The organism is Snodgrassella sp. W8158, from assembly GCF_016100435.1.
In the GTDB taxonomy this organism is placed as follows: Bacteria; Pseudomonadota; Gammaproteobacteria; order Burkholderiales; family Neisseriaceae; genus Snodgrassella; species Snodgrassella alvi.
The window spans coordinates 617,334-638,417 of record NZ_JACFSM010000001.1 but is presented as its reverse complement, the minus strand read 5'-3'; the positions used below and the strand labels follow the sequence as shown (position 1 = coordinate 638,417).

Below are 21,084 nucleotides of genomic sequence, written 5' to 3'. Positions count from 1 at the left end.
CTGGCTGGAATGCGGCTATTGCGGCTTGCGGGTTATGCCTTGCTGATTCCAGTTTTTGTGTATCGTCTGCCTGATGATGCTGTTTCAGTTTTATTTGAAATGAAGATTGTAATGGAAACGGCGAATTTGTACAGTAAACTTTGTTTACAGCCGGCTGTACAAACAGACAGATATGTTTATGCTATTGGTTTTCAGGATGATGTTTGGTAGATAAATTATCTTTAATATATATCAGATATTTTATTCATTTGTTCTGTGTGTATCATTCAGTATCTGGTTTAGGGATATGTTAGTGGTATTGATTTATGCCGGCAAATTGTTAATGTGTTTTCACCTGAAAAGACAGTTGTGCATCCAGGTAAGTCAGATTTGAAATTTTTGTTGGTTCAGGCTAAGCGGGTAATCGGAATGGTTCTGTCTGTGCCGGTGACGGCCTGATAAATTTTTCTGGCACTTTCAGGACAAATAAAGCAGTCGCTGCATTTACTTTGCTGACAGGAAGGCTGGTAAGGAGCTATCTGGCGGATGATCCCTTTTCTGAGCCAAAAGTTAAGCATCTGCTCCATGGCACTTTCCTGTACCTGAAAATGGCGGGACAAATCCTGCAGGCTGGCTTGTCCGATAGTGATAAGGTAGTCACGAATGGCAGTGATAAGCATATCCGGTAGTCCTTTATCTGGGTTGGCTGATGGTTTGTTCCTGCTGTCTGAATAACTGAATACAAACAGATAGTGATGATTTTGCAAATATCACTATCTGTTCAGGTAAATAAGTTTTGGTAATTAGTAAAAATGCCTGATTACTCAGTGACAGCAGCTACTTTTGCTGTGCGGGCAGTTTTTCATGGTTATCTGGCAAGTCTGACGCCGGCTGCCGATAAATTTCATGCTGCAAACAACAAGAATAAACAGACAGGCTACTCCGCCAATCCAGTATGCGGCGCTGGTACTGTGACTAAGCTGGTGGTACTGGTAGTAAATGGTGGCACAGCTCCAGCCGGTAAAGAATGTCCAGCCGGCTACAAACAGCATCCAGCGTCCGCCGGCTTCGCGGTAAATGGTACCTAGCGCAGCCGCACACGGTGTATATAGCAGGATGAATATGAGATAGGCCATTGCGGCGGCACTACTGCCGAAAGAGGTTTCCAGTTTGGTTACTGTGCGTCCGGTCATGTCCATATCCTGCTGTACGCTGTCAGCACTCTGATTCAGCGCACTAAACCCCAGAGGATCGAGAAAGGAACCGGCCAGTTCGTTTAAGTTGGCTGGTATGGTGTTCAGGGCTTTGATGACACCGGCCTGAAAGTTAAAGGTTTCTTCGCCGCCATCCTCTTCTGCTTTCATAGAGTACAGGGAGTTGAGGGTGGCAATGACGGCTTCTTTGGCAAAGATACCGGTAAATATACCTACCGTAGCCGGCCAGTTTTGTTCATTGATACCCATAGGTGTGAATACCGGGGTAATTTTCTGACTGGCAACCGACAGTACAGACTGGCTGCTGTCATTGTGGCCGAATGAGCCGTCGCTACCCAGTGAGTTAAGCAGGCTGAGAATGGTTACCATGAGTACGATGGCCTGTCCGGCACGGAAAATAAATCCTTTCAGACGTGACCATGTCAGGTAAAGCATGCCGCGCAATGTAGGCAAACGATAAGCGGGCATTTCCATAATAAAAGGGGTAATGTCACCGGGCAGCAGGGTGTGCTTGAGAATAATACCGGTAAGAATGGCAACACCGATACCGAGCAGATAAAGGATAAAAACCACGGTTGAGGCGTTTTCAGGAAAAAACAAAACAGCAAACAGGGTATAAACCGGCAGTCTGGCACCACAGGACATAAAAGGTATCATGCTGATAGACATGAGACGGTCACGGGCACAGTCCAGTGTGCGGGTACCCATAATGGCGGGTACACCACAGCCGAAGCCGACCAGCATAGGAACAAAGGCTTTGCCCGGCAGTCCAATGGCACGCATGCCGCGGTCGACTACCATTGCGGCACGCGCCAGATAGCCGGAATCTTCGAGAAATGACAGGCACAGAAACATGGCTGCAATAACCGGAATGAATGTGGCCACTGTTTGAATACCACTGCCGATTCCGTTGGCCAGAATAGCAATCAGCCACTCGGGAGAGCCGAGTCTGGTGAGCAGGGCGGAGAAGCCATCGACAAATATGGTACCAAAGAGGATGTCGAAGAAATCGATAAATACAGAGCCAAATTTAACCGCTACCATAAACATCAGGTACATGACCAACAGAAAAAACGGGATGCCGGTATAGCGGCCCAGAGTAATGCGGTCAATTTTATCGGATAAGGACAGATTTGCTTCACGCGGCTTTTCAATTGCAGAGCGGCTTAGCTTATCGATGGCGTCATAACGGGCGCTGGCAAGGGCAACGTCGATTTCATGGTTACACCAGTCAGACAAGGCATCACGGCATTGTTGCAGGATATGTTTTTCGGTTTCAGTAAGAGAAACGGGGTTCTGTTTAAGTAATAATTCGATCAGCGACCACTGGTCGAGCTGGTGTACGGCACTATCGGCCGGAAGCTGAGCCAGATAGTTGCGGATAATGATGCTTTGTTTGCTACCAAGAGTATCCAGCTCGGGATGGGCAGCTACAGGGGTGGTGATGGCCTGTGCAATTGCCTGTTTAAGTTGCGGTATTCCGGTTTTTCGTGCAGCGGAAATGGCGATAACCGGACAGCCAAGCTGTTTACTCAGTGTGCTGATGCTGATATTTTCCCCTATGTTATGCAGGGCATCGATCATGTTGAGAACGACCAGCATCGGCCGTTTGAGGTCAAGCAGTTGGAAAGTCAGGTACAGACTGCGTTGCAGATTAGTGGCGTCGATAATGTTGATGATCAGGCTGTCTGGTTCATTGAGAACAAACTCACGCGCAATCATTTCATCCTGAGAAGCAGCTATGTCGAGATTTTCTATGGCATAGGTGCCGGGCAGGTCGATGATTTCTACCTGTTGCTGGTTTATCTGGATACTACCGGTTTTGCGTTCTACAGTTACCCCGGGCCAGTTTCCTACCTGCTGGCGTGAACCGGTAAGCGCATTGAAAAGCGTACTTTTGCCGCTATTGGGATTGCCGATTAATGCTATTTTCATTGTGTTGCCTCAACTACGCCGATGGCTTGTGCTTCACTGCGCCGCAGGCATAGGTAAAATCCGCGGGTTTTGATTTCCAGTGGATCGCCTAATGGTGCTGTACGGATTACGGTAACGTGGCTGCCGGGCGTAATGCCCATGGCTAACAGACGCCGGCGGAAAGGCAGAGATTCGGGCAACAGTCGGGTTATAACTGCCGGCTGACCAAACGGTAGTTGATCAAGAGTAAGTATTGGCACTGCGGTTGACCTTCAGTAGTAGGTAAGGTGTCTTTGTTATTATTGGGAATCATTTTTATTGTACATGATATTACTTTTGCCTGTTAATTTGCTTGTATGAATGGCTAAGAGAAAATGCTTTGTTTAGTTCTTTTGTGAAGAATATAGTGAATAAAGTGATTATTTTGCGAATTATAATTAGTTTGTGTATTTTTTAAACGCAGATATGTAATGCTTTTGATTAAAGTATGGCGGGTTTGGTGAAACAGATGTAAAGGCAGGAAAGATTAGTGAATAAGATAATCAGCCCGGCAGGCAGAATAGCACTGGCGGGCTGATAAAGAGATTATTTTTCGTTGTTTTTTTCTGGTCGCTGCCATTCTGACAAAGTTGTCTGGCGACTGCGTGACAGTGTCAGTTTGTCTGGCGGACAGTTCCTGCTCAGAGTACTGCCGGCACCGGTAGTGGCACGGTCACCTATGGTGATGGGCGCAATAAGCATATTGCCGGAACCGATGCGGACATGATTGCCAATGGTAGTACGGTATTTGTTAACTCCGTCATAATTACAGGTGATGGTACCGGCGCCAATGTTGCTGTTTTCACCAATAGTGGCATCGCCCAGATAGGTAAGATGATTGGCTTTGCTGCCATAGCCAATGGTGCTGTTTTTAACTTCGACAAAATTACCGATATGCACTGCATCACCAATCTGTGCCTGCGGTCGCAGACGTGCAAACGGACCAACCCGGGCATCGCTGCCAATATTGCAGTTTTCCAGATGGGAATTGGGGTGAATGATGGTACCGGAGCCGATGGTAGCGTTTTTAATCACACAATTGGCACCAATGGAAACGTTGTCACCGAGATCTACATTCCCTTCCAGAATGACATTAATGTCGATTATTACGTCTTGTCCGTGAGTTAGCTGTCCGCGTAAGTCGAAACGGGCAGGGTCACGCAGGGTTACGCCAGCCTGAAGCAGTGCCGTAGACTGCTGCTGTTGCAGGATGCGCTCCAGCTGTGCCAGTTGCAGTTTGTTATTAACGCCAGCTGCCAGCCATGATGCACGCACTTGCAGCGGATGAACGGGAATATTGTCCTGTCGGGCCAGTGCAATGACATCAGTCAGGTAGTATTCTTGCTGACTATTGTTATTTTGCAACGCATTGAGCCATTGGGTCAGCTGACAATTGGGCAGTACAAAGATACCGGTATTGGTTTCGCAAATGGCTTTTTCCTCTGCGTTGGCATCTTTTTCTTCGACAATGGCGACAACATTGCCATGTTGACGGATGATGCGGCCATAGCCGGCCGGATTGTCGAGAACGTCTGTCAGTAATCCTACGTCTTTACCGGCGGTGCTGAGTAATTCTTCCAGTGTTTGCTGATCGATAAGGGGTACATCGCCATACAGAATCAGAGTGCGTCCGCTGTCGGATAAATGTGGCAGAGCCATTTTGACTGCATGGCCGGTACCCAGTTGCTGATCTTGTTCCACCCAGCACACGTCTGCCTGAATTCGTTCCCGTACCAGCTCTTTACCGTGACCAATAACGACGGTGATATTGTCCGGATGCAGACTCTGTGCGGTGTTAATAACACGTTCCAGCATGCTGACACCGCCGATTTCATGCAAAACTTTGGGCAGGCGTGAATACATCCGGGTACCTTTGCCGGCTGCAAGGATGACGATATTTAAGGGTGAATTAGCCATAAATTTGTATATATTAAGATGTGAAAACGGGCTGTCGGTAATCTGGCATGATTCCGGCAGCCCTGTACTGATATATCTGAATTATTCGGCACTACTGTTTGAATCAGACCAGTGTGTGTGTGCCGGTAATTTTTCGTCTGCATCCCCTACAGTGGGTTTCATCACGTGCGGTTCGGGGCGCATGCTGTTATAGCGCATATTATGTGAGTAGGTGCCATCCTGATAAACCACACGTGTACCCGGTTCATATTTCTGGCGCAGTTTTGTCTGTCCGCTGGCATCCTGATAGGTTTCCCATGTGCAGCCACTGATGGCCAGTAGACCGCAAATTAAACAGATTCCGGCACGCATGGTGTTGTCCTTTGTGGTTGGTCGTTTGTACAGTGATATTGTAGAGAATTTGTGTGCCTGCGTATAGTTGCTTTATAACAGAGACGGGGCAATCTGTAGCAGACTGTGCATATCCGGTACAGCAGCATCGATTCCGGTAGCCGGATGGCTGTGTGTTCCGAACCATACTGTTCGCATGCCCAGTATATGTGCTGTTTTCAGATTGGACAGGCTATCGTCTACCATAATGCATTGCTCAGGGCGGATATGCAGCTGCCGGCACAGACTGTGGTAAGCATGCGGATGAGGTTTGTAAAGCATTTGTACATTATCAGTACCAAACAGGGCATGGAAATGGGATTCAATTTGCATGGTACTGATCAGTGCCTGTACATAATGGCTGGGACCATTGGAAAAAACGATTTTATAGCCGGGCAAATGGGTTAGAGTATGCTGTATTTGCGGCACTGGCTGCAACAGAGGCAAAATTTGTTCCAGCGGGTGACATGCCAGCAGAAATTCCTGAAGATTGATTTCCGGATGGTGTTTTTGCAGTCCGGCCAGTGTGGCGCCATAATCCTGCCAGTACTGCTGACGCAGCCGGGAAGCGGCAATATCGTCGATATTCAGGGTGGTGGCTATATAGGCTGTCATGTGTTGATTGATAATACCGAATATGCCTGCATCAGCCTGATGCAGGGTATTGTCGAGATCGAATAGCCAGTAATGAGTTGTCATGATTTGTAAGATGGCGTCAGATTTTTACTATAAACGTCTAAAACGGGTATGATTGTATATGAAGAATACCTAATGATTTTAATGGCAGGAGACCGGAATGAAAGCAGGTAAGTGGTTAATCGGAGTGCTGTGTCTGTTACTCAGTATGGTTGTACAGGCACAGACAGAAGTACGTCTGGCTGTACATGATTCATTTGCTTTACCTAAAAATGTTCTGGCTCAGTTTGAGCATGATAATAATGTGAAACTGACTGTGATTAAAGTCGGTAGCGGAAATGAAATGCTCAACAAGCTGATTTTAACTCGTGCTAAACCAATTGCTGATGCAGTATATGGTCTGGATAACAGTAATATTGCTAAGGCTCAGCAGTTTAAACTGTTTGCTCAGGCGCAGCCGTCCGGTCGTCCGGTTAATGTTTCTCTGCCGCAGGCTCTGGCAGTGGATTACGGCTATATTACGATTAATTACGATAAGGCATGGTTTCAGAAACATGGCAAAGCTGTGCCGCGCTCGCTGGAAGAACTGGCCAGCCCGGCTTACCGCGATTTACTCGTTGTGCCCAGCCCGGCCACTTCCAGTGTGGGGCTGGGTTTTCTGCTGGCGAATATTGGCGGCTTAGGAGAGCAGGGCACCTGGCAATGGTGGGCTAAAATGCGCCAGAATGGTGTAAAAGTGACTAAAGGCTGGAGTGAGGCCTATTACACTGAGTTTACCTTGAACGGAGGCAGCCGACCGATGGTGGTAAGCTATGCTTCCAGTCCGATAGCAGAAGTTTATTATGGTAAGGGTAAATACAAAACACCGCCAACTGCCGATTTACGCTTTAAAGGGGCAGTGTTCCGCCATATCGAAGGTGCTGCGGTGCTGAATCATGCCAGTCAGCCTGCACTGGCCGCTAAACTGGTGCAATATCTGCAAAGTAATCAGGTACAGAATGCCATTCCGACATCCATGTGGGTTTATCCGGCTGTAAAAGACGTGTCTTTGCCACCGGTATATGCTCATGTAAAAATTCCGACTACGGTAACACAACCAAGTATGGCTGATATGGCAGCTAAGCAGCAAAGCTGGGTTAAACAATGGGTAAAGGTAGTGCAGCGCTGAACAAATAACCTGTACTGTCGCCATGCGGCTGTTTATTGCGGCCGGAGTAAGAAATAAAAACAGGGCATGGATATGCCCTGTTTAGTTATACAAATACTGAATCAGAGGTAATCGTCTGGTAAATAAAGATGTAAACGGTATTGGGATGAAAGTTGTCAGTTTCGGGCAAAAATTGCTGCCGGTGCTGTTTTCATTACTGCCGCTGTTTTTTTTGCTGGCTGTGGTGCTGTTACCATTGCAGGCAATGCTGCAACAAACGGATGCAGACAGTTTCCGTATGGTGTGGCAGGACGAATATATGCGTCGTTTACTGGGTTGGACAGCTTCACAGGCTGCTATCAGCAGCGTGTTGACGTTGTTGCTGGGTGTACCGGTAGCATGGACGGTTACCCGTTTGCAGTTTAGCGGCCGAAACTGGGTGCTGCGTTTGTTAATGCTGCCGTTTGTAATCCCTACTTTAGTAGCCGGTGTGGGTATTCTGGCATTGTTCGGGGCACAGGGTTTATTGTGGCGCGGCTGGGAAGGTACGCCATGGCTATTGTTATACGGTAATGTATTTTTTAATCTGCCGGTAATGGTACGTGCCGGCTATCAGGGTTTGTGTCAGGTACCGGCAACACGTATGTATGCGGCACAGACACTGGGTGCCGGAACATGGCAGCGCTTTGTCAGGATTGAAATTCCGCAGATGCTGCCATGGCTGGCCGGTGGTATGTGTCTGGTGTTTTTGTATTGTTTTTCCGGATTTGGTCTGGCTTTATTGCTTGGCGGTGAGCATTACATTACGCTGGAAGTACAGATTTATCAGCTGATAGCTTATGAGCTGGATATGGCACAGGCCGGTGTGCTGGTGTTATGGGTACTGGCCACAACTTTTCTGTCCGGTATTATATATGCGGTTCTGAGTAGATATTCTGCTCAGAAGGCAGTGATACAGATGTTGCCGCCGCAATTACCGACAACCGGTCAGAAAGCCGGACTGGCACTGGCTTTGCTGCTGTTGCTGGGGTGTTGTGCGCTGCCGCTGCTGGCAGTGTGCTGGCGTGCTTTGCTGGCTGGCAGTTCATGGCTGGTATTACTGGAAAGTACAACGTGGCAGGCAGTACTGAATACTTTAAGCTTTACTTTAATGGCAATCATGCTGGCATTACTGCTGGGTTTTTTGCATGCTGCGCTGGCAAAGCGGCTGATGTGGGTGCGTAGTCTGACATTTTTACCATTTATGGTATCACCGGTGTGTGTGTCATTCGGGCTGTTGTTGTGTTATCCCGGCTGGACAGCATCATTAAGTATGCTGATATGTACGTATGCGCTGCTGGCTTATCCGTTTATTACTAAGGATGTACTGGCTGCATGGGACAGTTTGCCTGACAGTTATACACAGGCTGCGCGTACACTCGGTGCCGGCCGCATGCAAGTATTGCTGTATGTTATTGTGCCTCTGTTACGACCGGCTATGCAGCGCGGGCTGGCGCTGGCTGCGGCTACCTGTATCGGTGAGTTTGCGGCTACGCTGTTTCTGTCGCGGCCGGAATGGCAGACGCTGACTACACTGATCTATCATTATCTGAGTACCGCCGGACGGGATAATTATGACCGTGCAATGGTGCTGACCTTACTACTGATGATGCTGACTATACTGATTTTTGCGTTAGTGGAATGGAGTAAGGACAAAAAGGAAACGCATCTATGCTGAGCTGGCAACACATTAATAAAAAATTTTCCGATAAAGTTGTTGCCGCGGATTTGAGTCTGGAGGTGGCCGACGGTCAGCTGGTAGCGGTACTGGGAGAAAGCGGCAGCGGTAAATCAACTTTGCTGAATATGGCTGCCGGTCTGGTACAACCTGATAGCGGCAATATTTTTATTAACAAAGAAAATATAACTTTTTTATTGCCGGAACAGCGCCGTATCGGGCTGATGTTTCAGGATTATGCTTTATTGCCGCATCTGAATGTGTGGCAAAACGTGGCTTTCGGACTGCGTATGCACGGGGTAAGCAAACCGCAAGCACAACAGCAGGCCATGCAAATGCTTGCCGAGGTAGGGCTGTCTGAAGCAGCTGCCCGGCAGGTAGATGTATTATCCGGCGGAGAGCAGCAACGGGTGGCACTGGCCAGAGCACTTGTTCTGCAACCACAGGCATTGTTGCTGGACGAACCATTTTCAGCACTGGATACAACATTGCGTGCCAGTTTGCAGCAATTAACTGTGCGTTTATTGCGTCAGCAAAAATGTTCGGCTGTACTGGTTACTCACAGCCCGCTGGAGGCTTTTGCGCTGGCTGATCGTATTTGTTTGCTCAGGCATGGCCGCTGGATACAGCAGGGTACCGCTGCACAATTGCTGGCACGACCAGCTGATCCATGGGCTGCGCGTTTACTGGGTTGTGATAATGTCAGCGATGTTTGTTACATTCCGCAAAACGCTCTGCAATATGATCCTGAAAACGGAACACAGGTACAGGTAACAGAAGTATGTTTAACAGCCAGATCATATGATGTACAGTTGCTGCATCCGCAATACGGAATATTACGCTGGTGGCTGCCGCTGCATTATGCTGTGCAGGCAGGAGACTGGCTGCCATTAACGGTACAGCATCAACAAATTGTTTTCTTTCAATAATACGGTGTCTGTTTGGCAGTAAACTGAATTAGTGAAAGAATGCATGCTCATGCCTACAAAAACGGTGCATAGTGGTATAATTGCGCCGATTTTTTTACCAATTATTGCAAGTACACACGGAGAACCTCATGGCTTTAGTTTCTATGCGCCAACTGCTCGACCATGCTGCGGAAAACAGTTATGGTCTGCCGGCGTTTAATGTCAATAATCTTGAACAAATGCGTGCGATTATGGAAGCGGCCGATGAAGTTAACGCTCCGGTGATTGTGCAGGCCAGTGCCGGTGCACGCAAATATGCCGGTGCCCCGTTTTTGCGGCACCTTATTCTGGCTGCCATTGAAGAATTTCCGCATATTCCGGTTGTAATGCATCAGGATCATGGTGCATCACCGGAAGTATGTCAGCGTTCAATTCAGCTGGGCTTTTCATCAGTAATGATGGATGGTTCGCTGCTGAGTGATGCCAAAACACCTTCCACTTATGAATACAATGCAGATGTCACTCGCAAAACTGTTTATATGGCACATGCCTGTGGTGTATCAGTAGAGGGTGAAATCGGCTGTCTGGGTAATCTGGAAACCGGAGATGCCGGTGAGGAAGATGGTGTGGGTGCGGCAGGTAAACTCAGCCATGAACAGATGCTTACCAGTGTGGATGAAGCAGCGCGTTTTGTACAGGATACGGGTGTTGACGCTCTGGCCATTGCTATTGGTACCAGCCATGGCGCCTATAAATTTACCCGTAAGCCGACAGGGGAAGTACTGCGTATCGACCGCATCCGTGAAATTCATGAACGTTTACCTAATACCCATCTGGTTATGCATGGTTCCAGCTCAGTACCGCAGGAATGGTTGCAGGTGATTAACGAATTTGGCGGCAATATTCCGGAAACTTATGGTGTGCCGGTAGAAGAAATTGTCGAAGGGATTAAATACGGTGTACGCAAGGTTAATATTGATACAGATTTGCGTCTGGCCAGCACAGGCGCCATCCGTCGTTTTCTCGCTACACATCCGGCAGAATTTGATCCGCGTAAATACTTTACTGAAACCATTAAAGCCATGAAGCAGGTTTGTATTGATCGTTATGTGGCCTTTGGAGCTGCCGGTCATGCGAGCCAGATTAAACCAATTTCTTTGGAAAAAATGGCAAATCGTTACGCAGCCGGCGAACTGGTACAGATTGTAAAATAAGTATTTTTACATGTAGTAATGGACTGTCCGGAAAAGGACAGTCCATTGTTGTTTATATCCTGTTTTTTAGTTTATCTGCCGGTGTGGCAGGAAAATCGATTCAGACACAGTCTGCTTCACAAAATGGTATGGCAGTCTGAGTAAACCGGCGCTGAAAATAGAGTAATCCCTGATTTTCCTGTGAATTAATATTTATGTGCTCAACTGCTACATAAAATACGCTGTGGCTGCCCATATCATGGCAGTCAACAATGTGCCCGTGCAAATGTGCCAGTGCTCCTACTAACTGAGGCTGGGCGGAGTGGTGATGATTTTGCCAGTCGTTTTGCAGAAAACGTTCGGTTACCGGAACAGATGTTATTCCGGCAAAATGCTCCGCTACATCCTGCTGAGATGAAGCCAGAACATTAACACATAAACGCCCGTTGGCGCGGAGAACCGGTTGAATACGGGCGTTGCGGTTAATGCATAATAATAAGGTAGGAGGTGTATCTGTTACCGATGTGACTGCGGTAAGGGTGATGCCATAACGGCCGGCTGAACCTTCGGTGGTAATAACATGTACTGCTGCGGCAACTTTTGACATCGCTTCACGATATTGTAAAGCTACGGCTGACGGTGGTTGATTCATTTTATTAAGTTTCTGGTTCTTCTTTATCGACAGCAATATTGGTAAATTCTTTCAGCATATTGCCCAGTTGATGTAATTTTTCCTGAGTATAACGCTGTTCCAGTACTTTGTACCGTGCATCTACTGAACGACACAAATCTTCATACAATTTTTCTCCGGCCGGGGTCAGCTTAAGAAAAACCCGTCGCTGATCATTGGATGGTTTAAGACGGACTACATAATCCAGTTTTTCCAGTCTTGTCAGGATACCAGTCAGGCTTGGGCGAAGAATGCATGCCTGTTTAGCTAAATCCTGAAAATCCATGATACCATTTTCTGCCAGTAAACGGGTAATACGCCATTGCTGATCAGTGATACCGATATCATTCAGCATCGGGCGAAAATGAGATAATAATGCTTCACGAGCCTGAATCAAGACAATGTTGAGGGACGAGTATTTAGATGTATTAATCACCTGTTTGCTCCAATCTTTCAGTATATCCGGTTCATATAACTATTAAATATAAAGCTAAAAAGTTATTTTTTACGAATTTTACATAATATTATTATAAATTTGAATAATTATGTGTAAATAAATTACAAAACAAGTACATTGTATTTAATTAATAGCTTGTTTTAGAATAAAAAATTATTTTTTAGTTGATTATTGCAATATTTTTGAAATTAAAAAAAGAAACCACCAATCCTAATACATAAAAGTGATCGCCGGATTTATCCGGCTGCTACCTGTATCTGTGGTTTGGTGGTTGAGAAGAAATAATTTGTAATTAATTAATTGTATTTTTGTAACTGTAAAGCAATTTTAGACATTCTGTCCTGTAGTTGAGCCAGTTCGGTACGGTCTTTTTCTACCAGATGCGCAGGTGCCTTGTCGGTATAGCCCGGTTTGGCCAGCTTTGCTTCAATTTTATCGATATTTTTCTGTAGTTTTTCTGCTTCTTTTTGCAGTCGTGCCGTTTCAGCAGCTTTATCCACTTCGACTTTCAGCATCAGGCGCGCACCCTGACATACTGCTACCGGTGCATCATCACTTTCTGGCAAATGGGTTACCTGTTTGGCTTCACTCAGACGTGCCATCAGTGGCAGATATGGAAGAATTTCACCCAGATCGGTATTGCTTTCAACCAGTAAAGGCACTTTTACACTCATCGCCAGCCCCATTTCACCACGCAAATTGCGTACTGAATTAACCAGCTCCTGCAAATAATGCATCTGATTTACCGCATTAGCATTATTCAGACTGCTGTCAGCCTGCGGCCATGTGGCCAGCATGATGCTGTCAGTATGTTTTGCGTTAGCCAGTGGTGCAATGGTCTGCCACAGTTCTTCAGTGATAAACGGCATAATCGGATGCAACAGGCGCAGTACTACTTCCAGAACGCGTACCAGTGTGCGCCGTGTTGCGCGCTGCTGTGCTTCATCACCACGTTGCAACTGAGTTTTGGCCAGTTCTACATACCAGTCACAGTATTCATTCCAGATGAATTCATATAAGGTCTGAGCAGCCATATCAAAACGGTAGGTGTCCAGTGCTTCACTTACTGCCGAAATGGTTTGCTGCAAACGGGTCAGCAGCCATTTATCAACAAAGCTGTAACTTAGCGGCAGACTTTCATCCTGCCCGCAATCGTGATTTTCAATATTCATCAGTACGAAGCGGCTGGCATTCCACAATTTATTGCAGAAATTACGATAGCCTTCGGCACGTTTGAAATCGAAATTGATACTGCGGCCTAGGCTAGCATAGCTGGCCATAGTGAAGCGCAGAGCATCAGCACCGAATACCGGAATGCCGTCAGGAAATAGTTTTTGTGTCGCTTTGATTACCTGCGGCGCTTTTTCCGGGCGGCGCAAACCGGTAGTACGTTTAACCAGCAGGTTTTCCAGATCGATACCGTCAATCAAATCCACCGGGTCAATGACATTGCCTTCAGATTTGGACATCTTCTTACCTTCATGGTCACGCACCATGCCATGAATATATACATCATGAAAAGGTACTTTGCCGGTGAAGTGGGTAGTCATCATAATCATGCGTGCTACCCAGAAGAAAATAATTTCATAACCGGTTACCAATACCTGAGAGGGCAGGAATGCCTGCAATTCCGGTGTTTTTTCCGGCCAGCCAAGCGTAGAAAACGGCACCAGAGCTGAAGAAAACCAAGTGTCCAGTACATCTTCGTCACGGGTCAGAACCGCATCTTCACCCGCCTGTGCCTGTGCTTCGGCTTCATTACGCGCTACATAAACGCGGCCGTTCTGGTCGTACCATGCCGGAATCTGGTGACCCCACCACAGCTGGCGGGAGATACACCAGTCCTGAATATTGTTCATCCACTGGTTATAAGTATTAACCCAGTTTTCCGGAATAAAGCGTACTTGTCCGCTTTCCACTGCATGAATACATTTTTCAGTCAGAGTTTTACCTTTAAACTCTGATTCCGGTTCGGGATTGGCAACATTATTATCAGCACTGCGGGTCATAGCCACAAACCACTGACTGGTCAGCATTGGTTCGATTACACTGCCGGTACGGTCACCTTTAGGTGTCATCAGTTTGTGTTCTTCCACTTTTAACAGTAAACCCTGAGCTTCAAGGTCTGCGACCATCTGTTTGCGTGCAGCAAAACGATCCAGTCCGGCATATTGTGCCGGTAACGTAATACCAGCCTGAGCCTGACCCTGAAAATCAAATACTTCTGCCTGCGGTAGTATTCTGGCATCCAGACTGAGTACATTAATCAGTGCAGTCTGATGACGTTTACCCACTTCATAGTCATTAAAATCGTGAGCCGGTGTGATTTTAACGCAGCCGGTACCAAAATCTTTATCTACATACTCATCAGCAATCACCGGAATAGTGCGGCCGGATAATGGCAGTACCAGCTGTTTTCCGATGAAGCCGGCATAACGTTCATCATCGGGATGTACGGCTACGGCTACGTCGCCCAGCAAAGTTTCCGGACGGGTAGTGGCAACAATCAGAGCGTTGTCCGGATTATCGGCCAGCGGATAACGGATATGCCACATATGGCCGTTTTCTTCGATATTTTCCACTTCCAGATCTGATACAGCTGTACCCAGTACCGGATCCCAGTTTACCAGCCGTTTACCGCGATAAATCAGACCCTGCTCAAACAGGCGTACAAATACTTCGGTAACCACTTCGGCACGCACATCGTCCATTGTAAAATATTCACGGCTCCAGTCTACAGAGCAGCCGACACGGCGCATCTGTTCGGTAATGGTGCCGCCGGAGAATTTTTTCCAGTCCCAGATTTTGGCAATAAATGCTTCCCGGCCTAAATCATGGCGGGTAATGTTTTCTACCGCCAGCTGGCGTTCCACCACAATCTGCGTAGCAATACCGGCATGGTCAGAGCCGGGAATCCAGCACACATTTTCACCTTTCATGCGGTGATAACGGGTAAGGCCATCCATAATGGTCTGGTTAAATGCATGCCCCATATGCAGGGTGCCAGTTACATTAGGCGGTGGCAGCTGAATAGCGAAAGAAGGTTTGCTTAAATCCAGTGACGGTGCAAAATAGCCGCGTTGTTCCCATTGCTGATATAAACGGGTTTCGATTTCACTCGGAGAATATTGGGTGTTTAACATGGTTACGAATTGGAAAAAAATCAAAAAATAAGATTCTGATTATAACCCATGCGCTGAGGCATGGTTTAAGACGATGCGCTTTTATCAGAATCCGGATATCAAAGTAAACAGTCTTATTTTCAAAATAGAGGTTGAGTCGAATAAACGATTAATTATTAAGCAAATGTCATAAATGAAAATTATGAGTACAGGCGGATAATTAACTAATAAATATATATTTCTGCTGCTTTACCTGTTTATTATCTGTGTAGGCGGGATAAAACTGTGCAGAAGCCCAATCAATTATCCCCCGGTATGCGTAGAATACAGGGGGAAGTAATTAAAAGTGGATTAATTCAGTAGCAGTGATTACTGGCAGACATTAGCGGAAATAGTCATGCCTGTTGCTGCCATCGAAAGCAGCCGGTTTTCAGACAACACTTCTTAAAAGCTGCGGCCGGAGTTGCATGGACAGGGATCATTGCGCCCCAGCTTTTCATGCAGAACTTTGTCACCATGAACAGTTCTTATCAGTCCGCGTTTAACGTTGGTTTCTGACGGGAAACCTCTGCGGCGTTTGCTGGTTGGCTCAAAAAAAGCCTTTATCATTAAATTTGCGCATTATCGTACTCCTTTTTAAAATAATGTAATTAAACAGCAATCATAAATTGCTCGGAATATTTTACAGTAAAAATATAAGATTATCCATGCCGGATGCTTGTCATAAGCTATCTTCAGGAGATAGCAGAAAATAAAAAACTGCCTGAATCTGAATTCAGGCAGTGTATTAAAAATACAGGTTATTGCGGCATGATACCTTTCATGCCTTTTGCCAGACGCATCAGCTTACCCATACCGCCTTTGGTAAATGATTTCATCATTTTTTGCGACTGCTCAAACTGTTTGAGCATTTTATTCACTTCCTGCACGGTAACGCCGGAACCATTGGCAATGCGGCGTTTACGGCTGGCTTTAATCAGCAGCGGATTGGCACGTTCTTTGGCTGTCATCGAGTTGATAATGGCTTCCACACGACTCATGGCTTTTTCTGCCGTGCCTTCCGGCACCTGTTTGGCCATTTGTCCCATATCGCCTGGCAGCTTAGACATAATGGATTCAATTCCACCCATTTTACGCATCTGCTGAATTTGTGCTTTAAAGTCATTCAGGTCAAAACCTTTGCCTTTATGCAGTTTTTTTGCCATCTGCTGCGCGGTTTTTTCATCAATGCCTTTTTGTACATCTTCAATCAGTGAAAGTACATCCCCCATGCCGAGAATGCGCGAAGCCAGACGATCCGGATAAAACGGTTCCAGCCCGTTGATTTTTTCACCTACACCAATAAATTTAATCGGTTTGCCGGTTACATGGCGTACAGACAAAGCGGCACCCCCACGGGCATCGCCATCCATTTTGGTTAATACCACACCTGTCAGAGGCAGCGTATCATTAAAAGCCTGTGCTGTATTTACGGCATCCTGACCCTGCATGGCATCTACTACAAACAGAGTTTCTACCGGATTAATCGCTGCATGTATCTGCCGGATTTCATCCATCATTTTCTGGTCAATAGCCAGCCGGCCGGCAGTATCCACCATCAGTACATCATAAAAATGTTTTTTGGCATGATCCAGAGCATTCAATGCAATGGTCACCGGCTGTTCACCTTCGTGTGACGGGAAAAAATCCACTTCAACCTGTTGTGCCAGCAATTTTAGCTGCTCTATTGCCGCCGGACGGTATACGTCGGCAGAAACCACCAGTACCTTTTTCTTCTGCTCATTTTTCAGCAGCCGGGCCAGTTTGCCCACCGTAGTGGTTTTACCTGCACCCTGCAAACCTGCCATCAGAATCACGGCTGGTGGAACTGCAGCCAGATTCAGACTGCTGTTTTGTGTGCCCATCAGTTCGGTAAGGGCATCGTTTACCACACCAACAAAAGCCTGCCCGGGTGTGAGACTGCCAATGACTTCTTGCCCAACTGCACGTTCTTTTACCGAAGCCATAAACGTTTTTACAACTGGCAGGGCAACGTCTGCTTCGAGTAATGCCATACGTACTTCACGCAGGGCATCTTTGATATTGTCTTCACTCAAACGCGCCTGTCCGCGCAGAGTTTTCGCAATTTTACTAAAGCGATCTGATAGATTGTCTAACATCGAAACCATCTCCGGCTAATTGTAAGCAGCCTGTATATGTTTGGTGAAAATTGCCTGTTGCCAGTCAATTCGCACAATAAATAGGTATGATAAGTAGCAATTTGGTTATAAAATGGCACCCCGTTGCTATACCTGCCTGTATTTTTTAGCCGGCATAGCAATAATAAATACCTATTTTACACTACGCGCGCCAATTTTTGGCGCGCTATTGCTGCGGAAAAATCATGAGCTTATTGCTGCTGGTGCTTATTCTTGCTTATGTCGTGCTTTCTGTACTGGCATGGCGGTTCTGGCAACGTCATACTGATGTGCCTTATCCGTTGCGGGGTGAGCAGTCACTGCTACTGCTGATATTGTTGCTGCATACCTTTGTTGTTTGGCAGCCAATGTTGCAGCAGCATGTACTGCTGGTGGGGTTCGGTCAGGCACTCAATCTGATTACCTGGTTAATGGTAATGCTGTATTGGGTAGGCAGTTTTCGCTATCGCCTGCAGGGATTACAGCTGGCGCTGTTTCCCTGTTCGGCACTCGTACTGTTGATTGCCTTACTGCTGCCCGGGCAGGCTATTGCTTACCCGATGCACAACACAGCATTCATGATACATGTTTTGTCGGCATTGCTGGCTTATGCCCTCTTTGGCATTACAACCCTGCTGGCTGTGCTCATGCTGGTACGTAATCATTATCTGCACCGGCGTAAAACTGTTCCGCAGCAATCATTCCTGCCGCCTTTGCTGGCTATTGAAAAATTAATGTTTCAAGGCCTGCAGGCGGGTTTTGTGCTACTGACTATAGCGGCTGTCAGCGGCACAGTATTTTCCGAAGCTGTATTTGGTGAGCCGGCACGTTTTAACCACAAAACGGTATTCGGCGTGCTGTCATGGATAATCTATCTGGTTATCCTGCTCAGACATCATATGCAGGCATGGCGCGGGAAAAAAGTGGCATGGTGGGTTATTGTGTCATTTGTCAGCCTGATGCTGGCTTATTTTGGCAGCAAATTTGTGCTGGAAATTTTGTTTTAATCTTTTTTGTAACTAGTTTCACCCTGATTTGTAACCATAGGATATTTGAATGAGTGACTTACAATCGTCAGTTGACAGCTCGAAGCAGAGCGCAGCTGAACAGCGTTTAGCCACACCTGAAGGACGACGGGAATTTGTTAGAGCAACACTTTCCTGCTGGCTCGGAACCACCATGGAGTATGTGGATTTTGCTTTATACAGTCTGGCCGCAGGGCTGGTATTCGGAGATGTATTTTTTCCGGGAAAAACGTACACAATTGCTCTTCTGTACAGTTTTACCACTTATTCAGTCGGCTTTGTTGCTCGCCCGATCGGTGCCATATTTTTTGGCCGTCTTGGCGACCTTAAAGGACGTAAATTTGTACTGGTAACTACTATTGCTCTGATGGGCATTTCCACCACACTGATTGGTTTTATTCCTAGCTATGCCACTATCGGGATATGGGCACCAGTTCTTCTAGTTGTACTGCGTTTTATGCAGGGTTTCGGAGCCGGTGCCGAACTTTCCGGCGCTACAGTAGTGCTGGGAGAATATGCACCACCCAAACACCGCGGTCTGATTGCTTCGATTATCGGTATCGGTTCCAACAGTGGTACGCTGGTCGCTTCGTCTGTCTGGCTGCTGGTGTTAATGCTGAATAAAGAAGATGTAGCCAGCTGGGGTTGGCGGATACCTTTTATTCTCAGTGCACTGATTGCTCTTGCTGCTACTCTTATTCGCCGCCATTTACGGGAAACTCCGGTATTCGAGCAGGAACAAAATGAAGTTAAACAATCTCAGGTGCAAAAAACTGAAATATCAGTTTCACAAGTTACTGAAACAGATGAAAGCATTCCCTTTCTGGCACGTGTTAAAGCATTTCTGGCAGGTAACAAAGCATTTTTTGTTATGCTGGGCTTACGTATTGGTGAAAATGGCCCATCTTACCTGGCGCAGACATTTGTTATCGGCTATGTTGTCAAATCTCTAAAAATGAATGAAAACGTTGCGACTTCTGCGGTATTTGTTGCGTCTTTGTTAGGCTTTTTTGTGATTCCGTTTGCCGGCTGGTTATCCGACAGGTTTGGCCGCCGTATTGTTTACCGCTGGTTCTGTTTTCTGCTGATGCTGTATGCTGTTCCGGCTTATATGTTTCTGGAAACACGAGATCCTTTTATCGTAGCCAGTATTATTGTTATTGGTATGTGTCTGGCGTCACTGGGTATTTTTGGTGTACAGGCAGCCTATGGGGTAGAACTGTTCGGGGTGCGTAATCGTTACTCTAAAATGGCTCTGGCCAAAGAGATCGGAGGTATCATGTCAGGTGGTATTGCGCCATTAGTTGCCACAGCATTGCTGGATCATTACAAGATATGGTGGCCGATTGCAATTTATTTTGCAGCAATGGCAGGCATTGGCTTTATAACTACATTCTATGCTCCGGAAACTCGCGGGCGCGACCTGAATGCAGTAGAAGACGCTATTTAACTGCTTTAACAAATTGATAGAATCACTAATAACGGAGTCAGTTACTGACTCCGTTGTAATTGAAGCACAGGTAAATATTTATGAAGCGTATCGTAATTGACTGTGATCCCGGTAATGGTATTGCAGGCGCGAATGTAGATGACGGGCTGGCACTGGCGCTGGCACTGGCTGCAGATTCAATTAAACTGGAATTGATTACCATTGTAGCCGGTAATACACCGCGGGATACCGGTTTTCAGGTAGCGCATCAATTAATGCAGGAATTGAATCAAAGCATCCCGGTAGTAAAAGGAGCTGCTCAGGCATTACTTGAACCGGCTGCCCCATGGCGTGAACAACTGGATAATAATGTACGCAAACAGGGATTATTGTCTTTATGGGACAATCTGCCACCGCTGCCGCCATTAAATGATCACAGTGCGCCACATGCGGCTCAGGCAATTGGTGAACTGGTGTGTAATAACCCCGGTGAAATTACCGTGGTGGCTATTGGTCCGTTAACCAATATTGCCCATACCATCCAGCTTTATCCCGATTTTGCCCGGTCTGTTGCTGAAATTGTCATCATGGGCGGTGTATTTCAGCTGGACAGCTACCTTAAGGACACCAACTTCGCTGTTGATCCTGAAGCAGCCAAAATTGTTATCGAAAGTGGAGCCAATATTACCCTTGCACCGCTGGACGTAACTACACAGACACTGCTAACCCATCAGGATTTGGATAAACTTCAGAGCTTTGCCAATCCGCTTGCAGATTTTATTGTCCGTACATCACGTCCGTGGATGGACTATTCTATTCAGACACGCCAGCTGGCTGGTTGCTGGATTCATGATGTATTGTGTGTCGCCAAGCTGATTGATGAAAGTGTTGTTACCAGCTCGCCTTATATTGTTGATGTATCCACTGCGCGTGACTGTACCCGTGCCAGCAGCCGTCGCTGGAAAGAGGGTGCACTCAGACTGACTGTTGGTATGCCGCCGGTCAGTCATCAGCCTGTTAATGTAATGGAGCAGGTAGATAATCAGCGTTTACTTGAAATTATATTTAATGCATTAGGTCAGTATCGCTGCTAGAAAATATCAGAATATCTTACAGTAATAACAAAAATCTGTTCTAATACCGCTATAATAAATATTTATGGTTTTAATAA

At 46.6% G+C, this 21,084-nt stretch carries 19 protein-coding genes; 8 read left to right on the top strand and 11 right to left on the bottom strand.

Annotated features, from left to right (window positions below):
* Window positions 1–39: 39 nt before the first annotated feature.
* Window positions 40–210 (top strand): hypothetical protein, encoded by a 171-nt coding sequence (locus H3V11_RS02805; RefSeq protein ID WP_198223552.1) that lies wholly within the window; start codon window positions 40–42, stop codon window positions 208–210.
* A gap of 176 nt (window positions 211–386) precedes the next feature.
* Here H3V11_RS02805 and H3V11_RS02800 read toward each other — a convergent pair whose 3' ends face one another.
* From H3V11_RS02800 to H3V11_RS02775, 6 genes are all read right to left on the bottom strand, one after another.
* On the bottom strand, window positions 387–746 hold the full coding sequence (locus H3V11_RS02800) for a FeoC-like transcriptional regulator (RefSeq protein WP_100125006.1): 360 nt from the start codon (window positions 744–746) through the stop codon (window positions 387–389).
* 57 nt (window positions 747–803) lie between these two features.
* Entirely contained in the window at window positions 804–3,128 is a 2,325-nt protein-coding gene (feoB, locus tag H3V11_RS02795) for a Fe(2+) transporter permease subunit FeoB (RefSeq protein WP_198223551.1), read from the bottom strand.
* Window positions 3,125–3,367, bottom strand: a complete 243-nt coding sequence (locus tag H3V11_RS02790) for a FeoA family protein (RefSeq protein ID WP_051506485.1) — start codon at window positions 3,365–3,367, stop codon at window positions 3,125–3,127. The genes feoB and H3V11_RS02790 overlap by 4 nt, the downstream gene beginning before the upstream one ends.
* A 325-nt stretch (window positions 3,368–3,692) precedes the next feature.
* Window positions 3,693–5,063, bottom strand: a complete 1,371-nt coding sequence (gene glmU, locus H3V11_RS02785) for a bifunctional UDP-N-acetylglucosamine diphosphorylase/glucosamine-1-phosphate N-acetyltransferase GlmU (RefSeq protein WP_198223550.1) — start codon at window positions 5,061–5,063, stop codon at window positions 3,693–3,695.
* Window positions 5,064–5,144: 81 nt separating this feature from the next.
* Window positions 5,145–5,414, bottom strand: coding sequence for a hypothetical protein (locus H3V11_RS02780; protein ID WP_025331518.1), 270 nt, complete (start codon window positions 5,412–5,414; stop codon window positions 5,145–5,147).
* 72 nt (window positions 5,415–5,486) lie between these two features.
* A complete protein-coding gene (locus tag H3V11_RS02775) occupies window positions 5,487–6,131 on the bottom strand; it encodes a pyrimidine 5'-nucleotidase (RefSeq protein ID WP_198223549.1) in 645 nt (214 codons plus the stop codon).
* 97 nt (window positions 6,132–6,228) lie between these two features.
* Here H3V11_RS02775 and H3V11_RS02770 point away from each other — a divergent pair, with 97 nt between their 5' ends.
* The 4 genes from H3V11_RS02770 to fba all read left to right on the top strand — a co-directional run bounded on the left by H3V11_RS02770 (window position 6,229) and on the right by fba (window position 11,054).
* Window positions 6,229–7,236, top strand: a complete 1,008-nt coding sequence (locus tag H3V11_RS02770) for a thiamine ABC transporter substrate binding subunit (protein WP_100125010.1) — start codon at window positions 6,229–6,231, stop codon at window positions 7,234–7,236.
* 145 nt (window positions 7,237–7,381) lie between these two features.
* Window positions 7,382–8,932 carry an iron ABC transporter permease gene (locus tag H3V11_RS02765; RefSeq protein WP_100125011.1) on the top strand — a complete coding sequence of 517 codons (1,551 nt, stop codon included), beginning with the start codon at window positions 7,382–7,384 and terminating at the stop codon, window positions 8,930–8,932.
* Window positions 8,926–9,861 carry an ABC transporter ATP-binding protein gene (locus H3V11_RS02760; protein ID WP_100125012.1) on the top strand — a complete coding sequence of 312 codons (936 nt, stop codon included), beginning with the start codon at window positions 8,926–8,928 and terminating at the stop codon, window positions 9,859–9,861. The genes H3V11_RS02765 and H3V11_RS02760 overlap by 7 nt, the downstream gene beginning before the upstream one ends.
* 128 nt (window positions 9,862–9,989) lie before the next feature.
* The gene (fba, locus tag H3V11_RS02755) at window positions 9,990–11,054 is read left to right on the top strand and encodes a class II fructose-bisphosphate aldolase (protein WP_084586077.1); all 1,065 of its coding nucleotides are present in this window, start codon (window positions 9,990–9,992) and stop codon (window positions 11,052–11,054) included.
* 100 nt (window positions 11,055–11,154) lie between these two features.
* Here the strand turns inward: fba and hpaC are convergent, their stop codons facing one another.
* The 5 genes from hpaC to ffh all read right to left on the bottom strand — a co-directional run bounded on the left by hpaC (window position 11,155) and on the right by ffh (window position 17,441).
* Window positions 11,155–11,685 carry a 4-hydroxyphenylacetate 3-monooxygenase, reductase component gene (hpaC, locus tag H3V11_RS02750; RefSeq protein ID WP_100125013.1) on the bottom strand — a complete coding sequence of 177 codons (531 nt, stop codon included), beginning with the start codon at window positions 11,683–11,685 and terminating at the stop codon, window positions 11,155–11,157.
* Between the two features lie 4 nt (window positions 11,686–11,689).
* Window positions 11,690–12,139, bottom strand: coding sequence for a homoprotocatechuate degradation operon regulator HpaR (hpaR, locus tag H3V11_RS02745; RefSeq protein ID WP_078474998.1), 450 nt, complete (start codon window positions 12,137–12,139; stop codon window positions 11,690–11,692).
* A gap of 317 nt (window positions 12,140–12,456) precedes the next feature.
* The gene (locus H3V11_RS02740; protein WP_100125014.1) at window positions 12,457–15,303 is read right to left on the bottom strand and encodes a valine--tRNA ligase; all 2,847 of its coding nucleotides are present in this window, start codon (window positions 15,301–15,303) and stop codon (window positions 12,457–12,459) included.
* Window positions 15,304–15,726: 423 nt separating this feature from the next.
* Window positions 15,727–15,891, bottom strand: a complete 165-nt coding sequence (locus tag H3V11_RS02735; RefSeq protein ID WP_078475000.1) for an SEC-C metal-binding domain-containing protein — start codon at window positions 15,889–15,891, stop codon at window positions 15,727–15,729.
* A 191-nt stretch (window positions 15,892–16,082) separates the two neighbouring features.
* Window positions 16,083–17,441 (bottom strand): signal recognition particle protein, encoded by a 1,359-nt coding sequence (gene ffh / locus H3V11_RS02730; protein ID WP_037394288.1) that lies wholly within the window; start codon window positions 17,439–17,441, stop codon window positions 16,083–16,085.
* A 224-nt stretch (window positions 17,442–17,665) separates the two neighbouring features.
* Between ffh and H3V11_RS02725 the strand changes: the two genes are divergently transcribed.
* The 3 genes from H3V11_RS02725 (at window position 17,666) to H3V11_RS02715 (ending at window position 21,007) form a co-directional block, all read left to right on the top strand.
* Window positions 17,666–18,466 carry an inner membrane protein YpjD gene (locus tag H3V11_RS02725; protein ID WP_037394291.1) on the top strand — a complete coding sequence of 267 codons (801 nt, stop codon included), beginning with the start codon at window positions 17,666–17,668 and terminating at the stop codon, window positions 18,464–18,466.
* A gap of 49 nt (window positions 18,467–18,515) precedes the next feature.
* The gene (locus H3V11_RS02720) at window positions 18,516–19,934 is read left to right on the top strand and encodes an MFS transporter (RefSeq protein ID WP_100125016.1); all 1,419 of its coding nucleotides are present in this window, start codon (window positions 18,516–18,518) and stop codon (window positions 19,932–19,934) included.
* An 80-nt stretch (window positions 19,935–20,014) separates the two neighbouring features.
* Window positions 20,015–21,007, top strand: coding sequence for a nucleoside hydrolase (locus tag H3V11_RS02715; RefSeq protein WP_084564893.1), 993 nt, complete (start codon window positions 20,015–20,017; stop codon window positions 21,005–21,007).
* Window positions 21,008–21,084 lie beyond the last annotated feature (77 nt).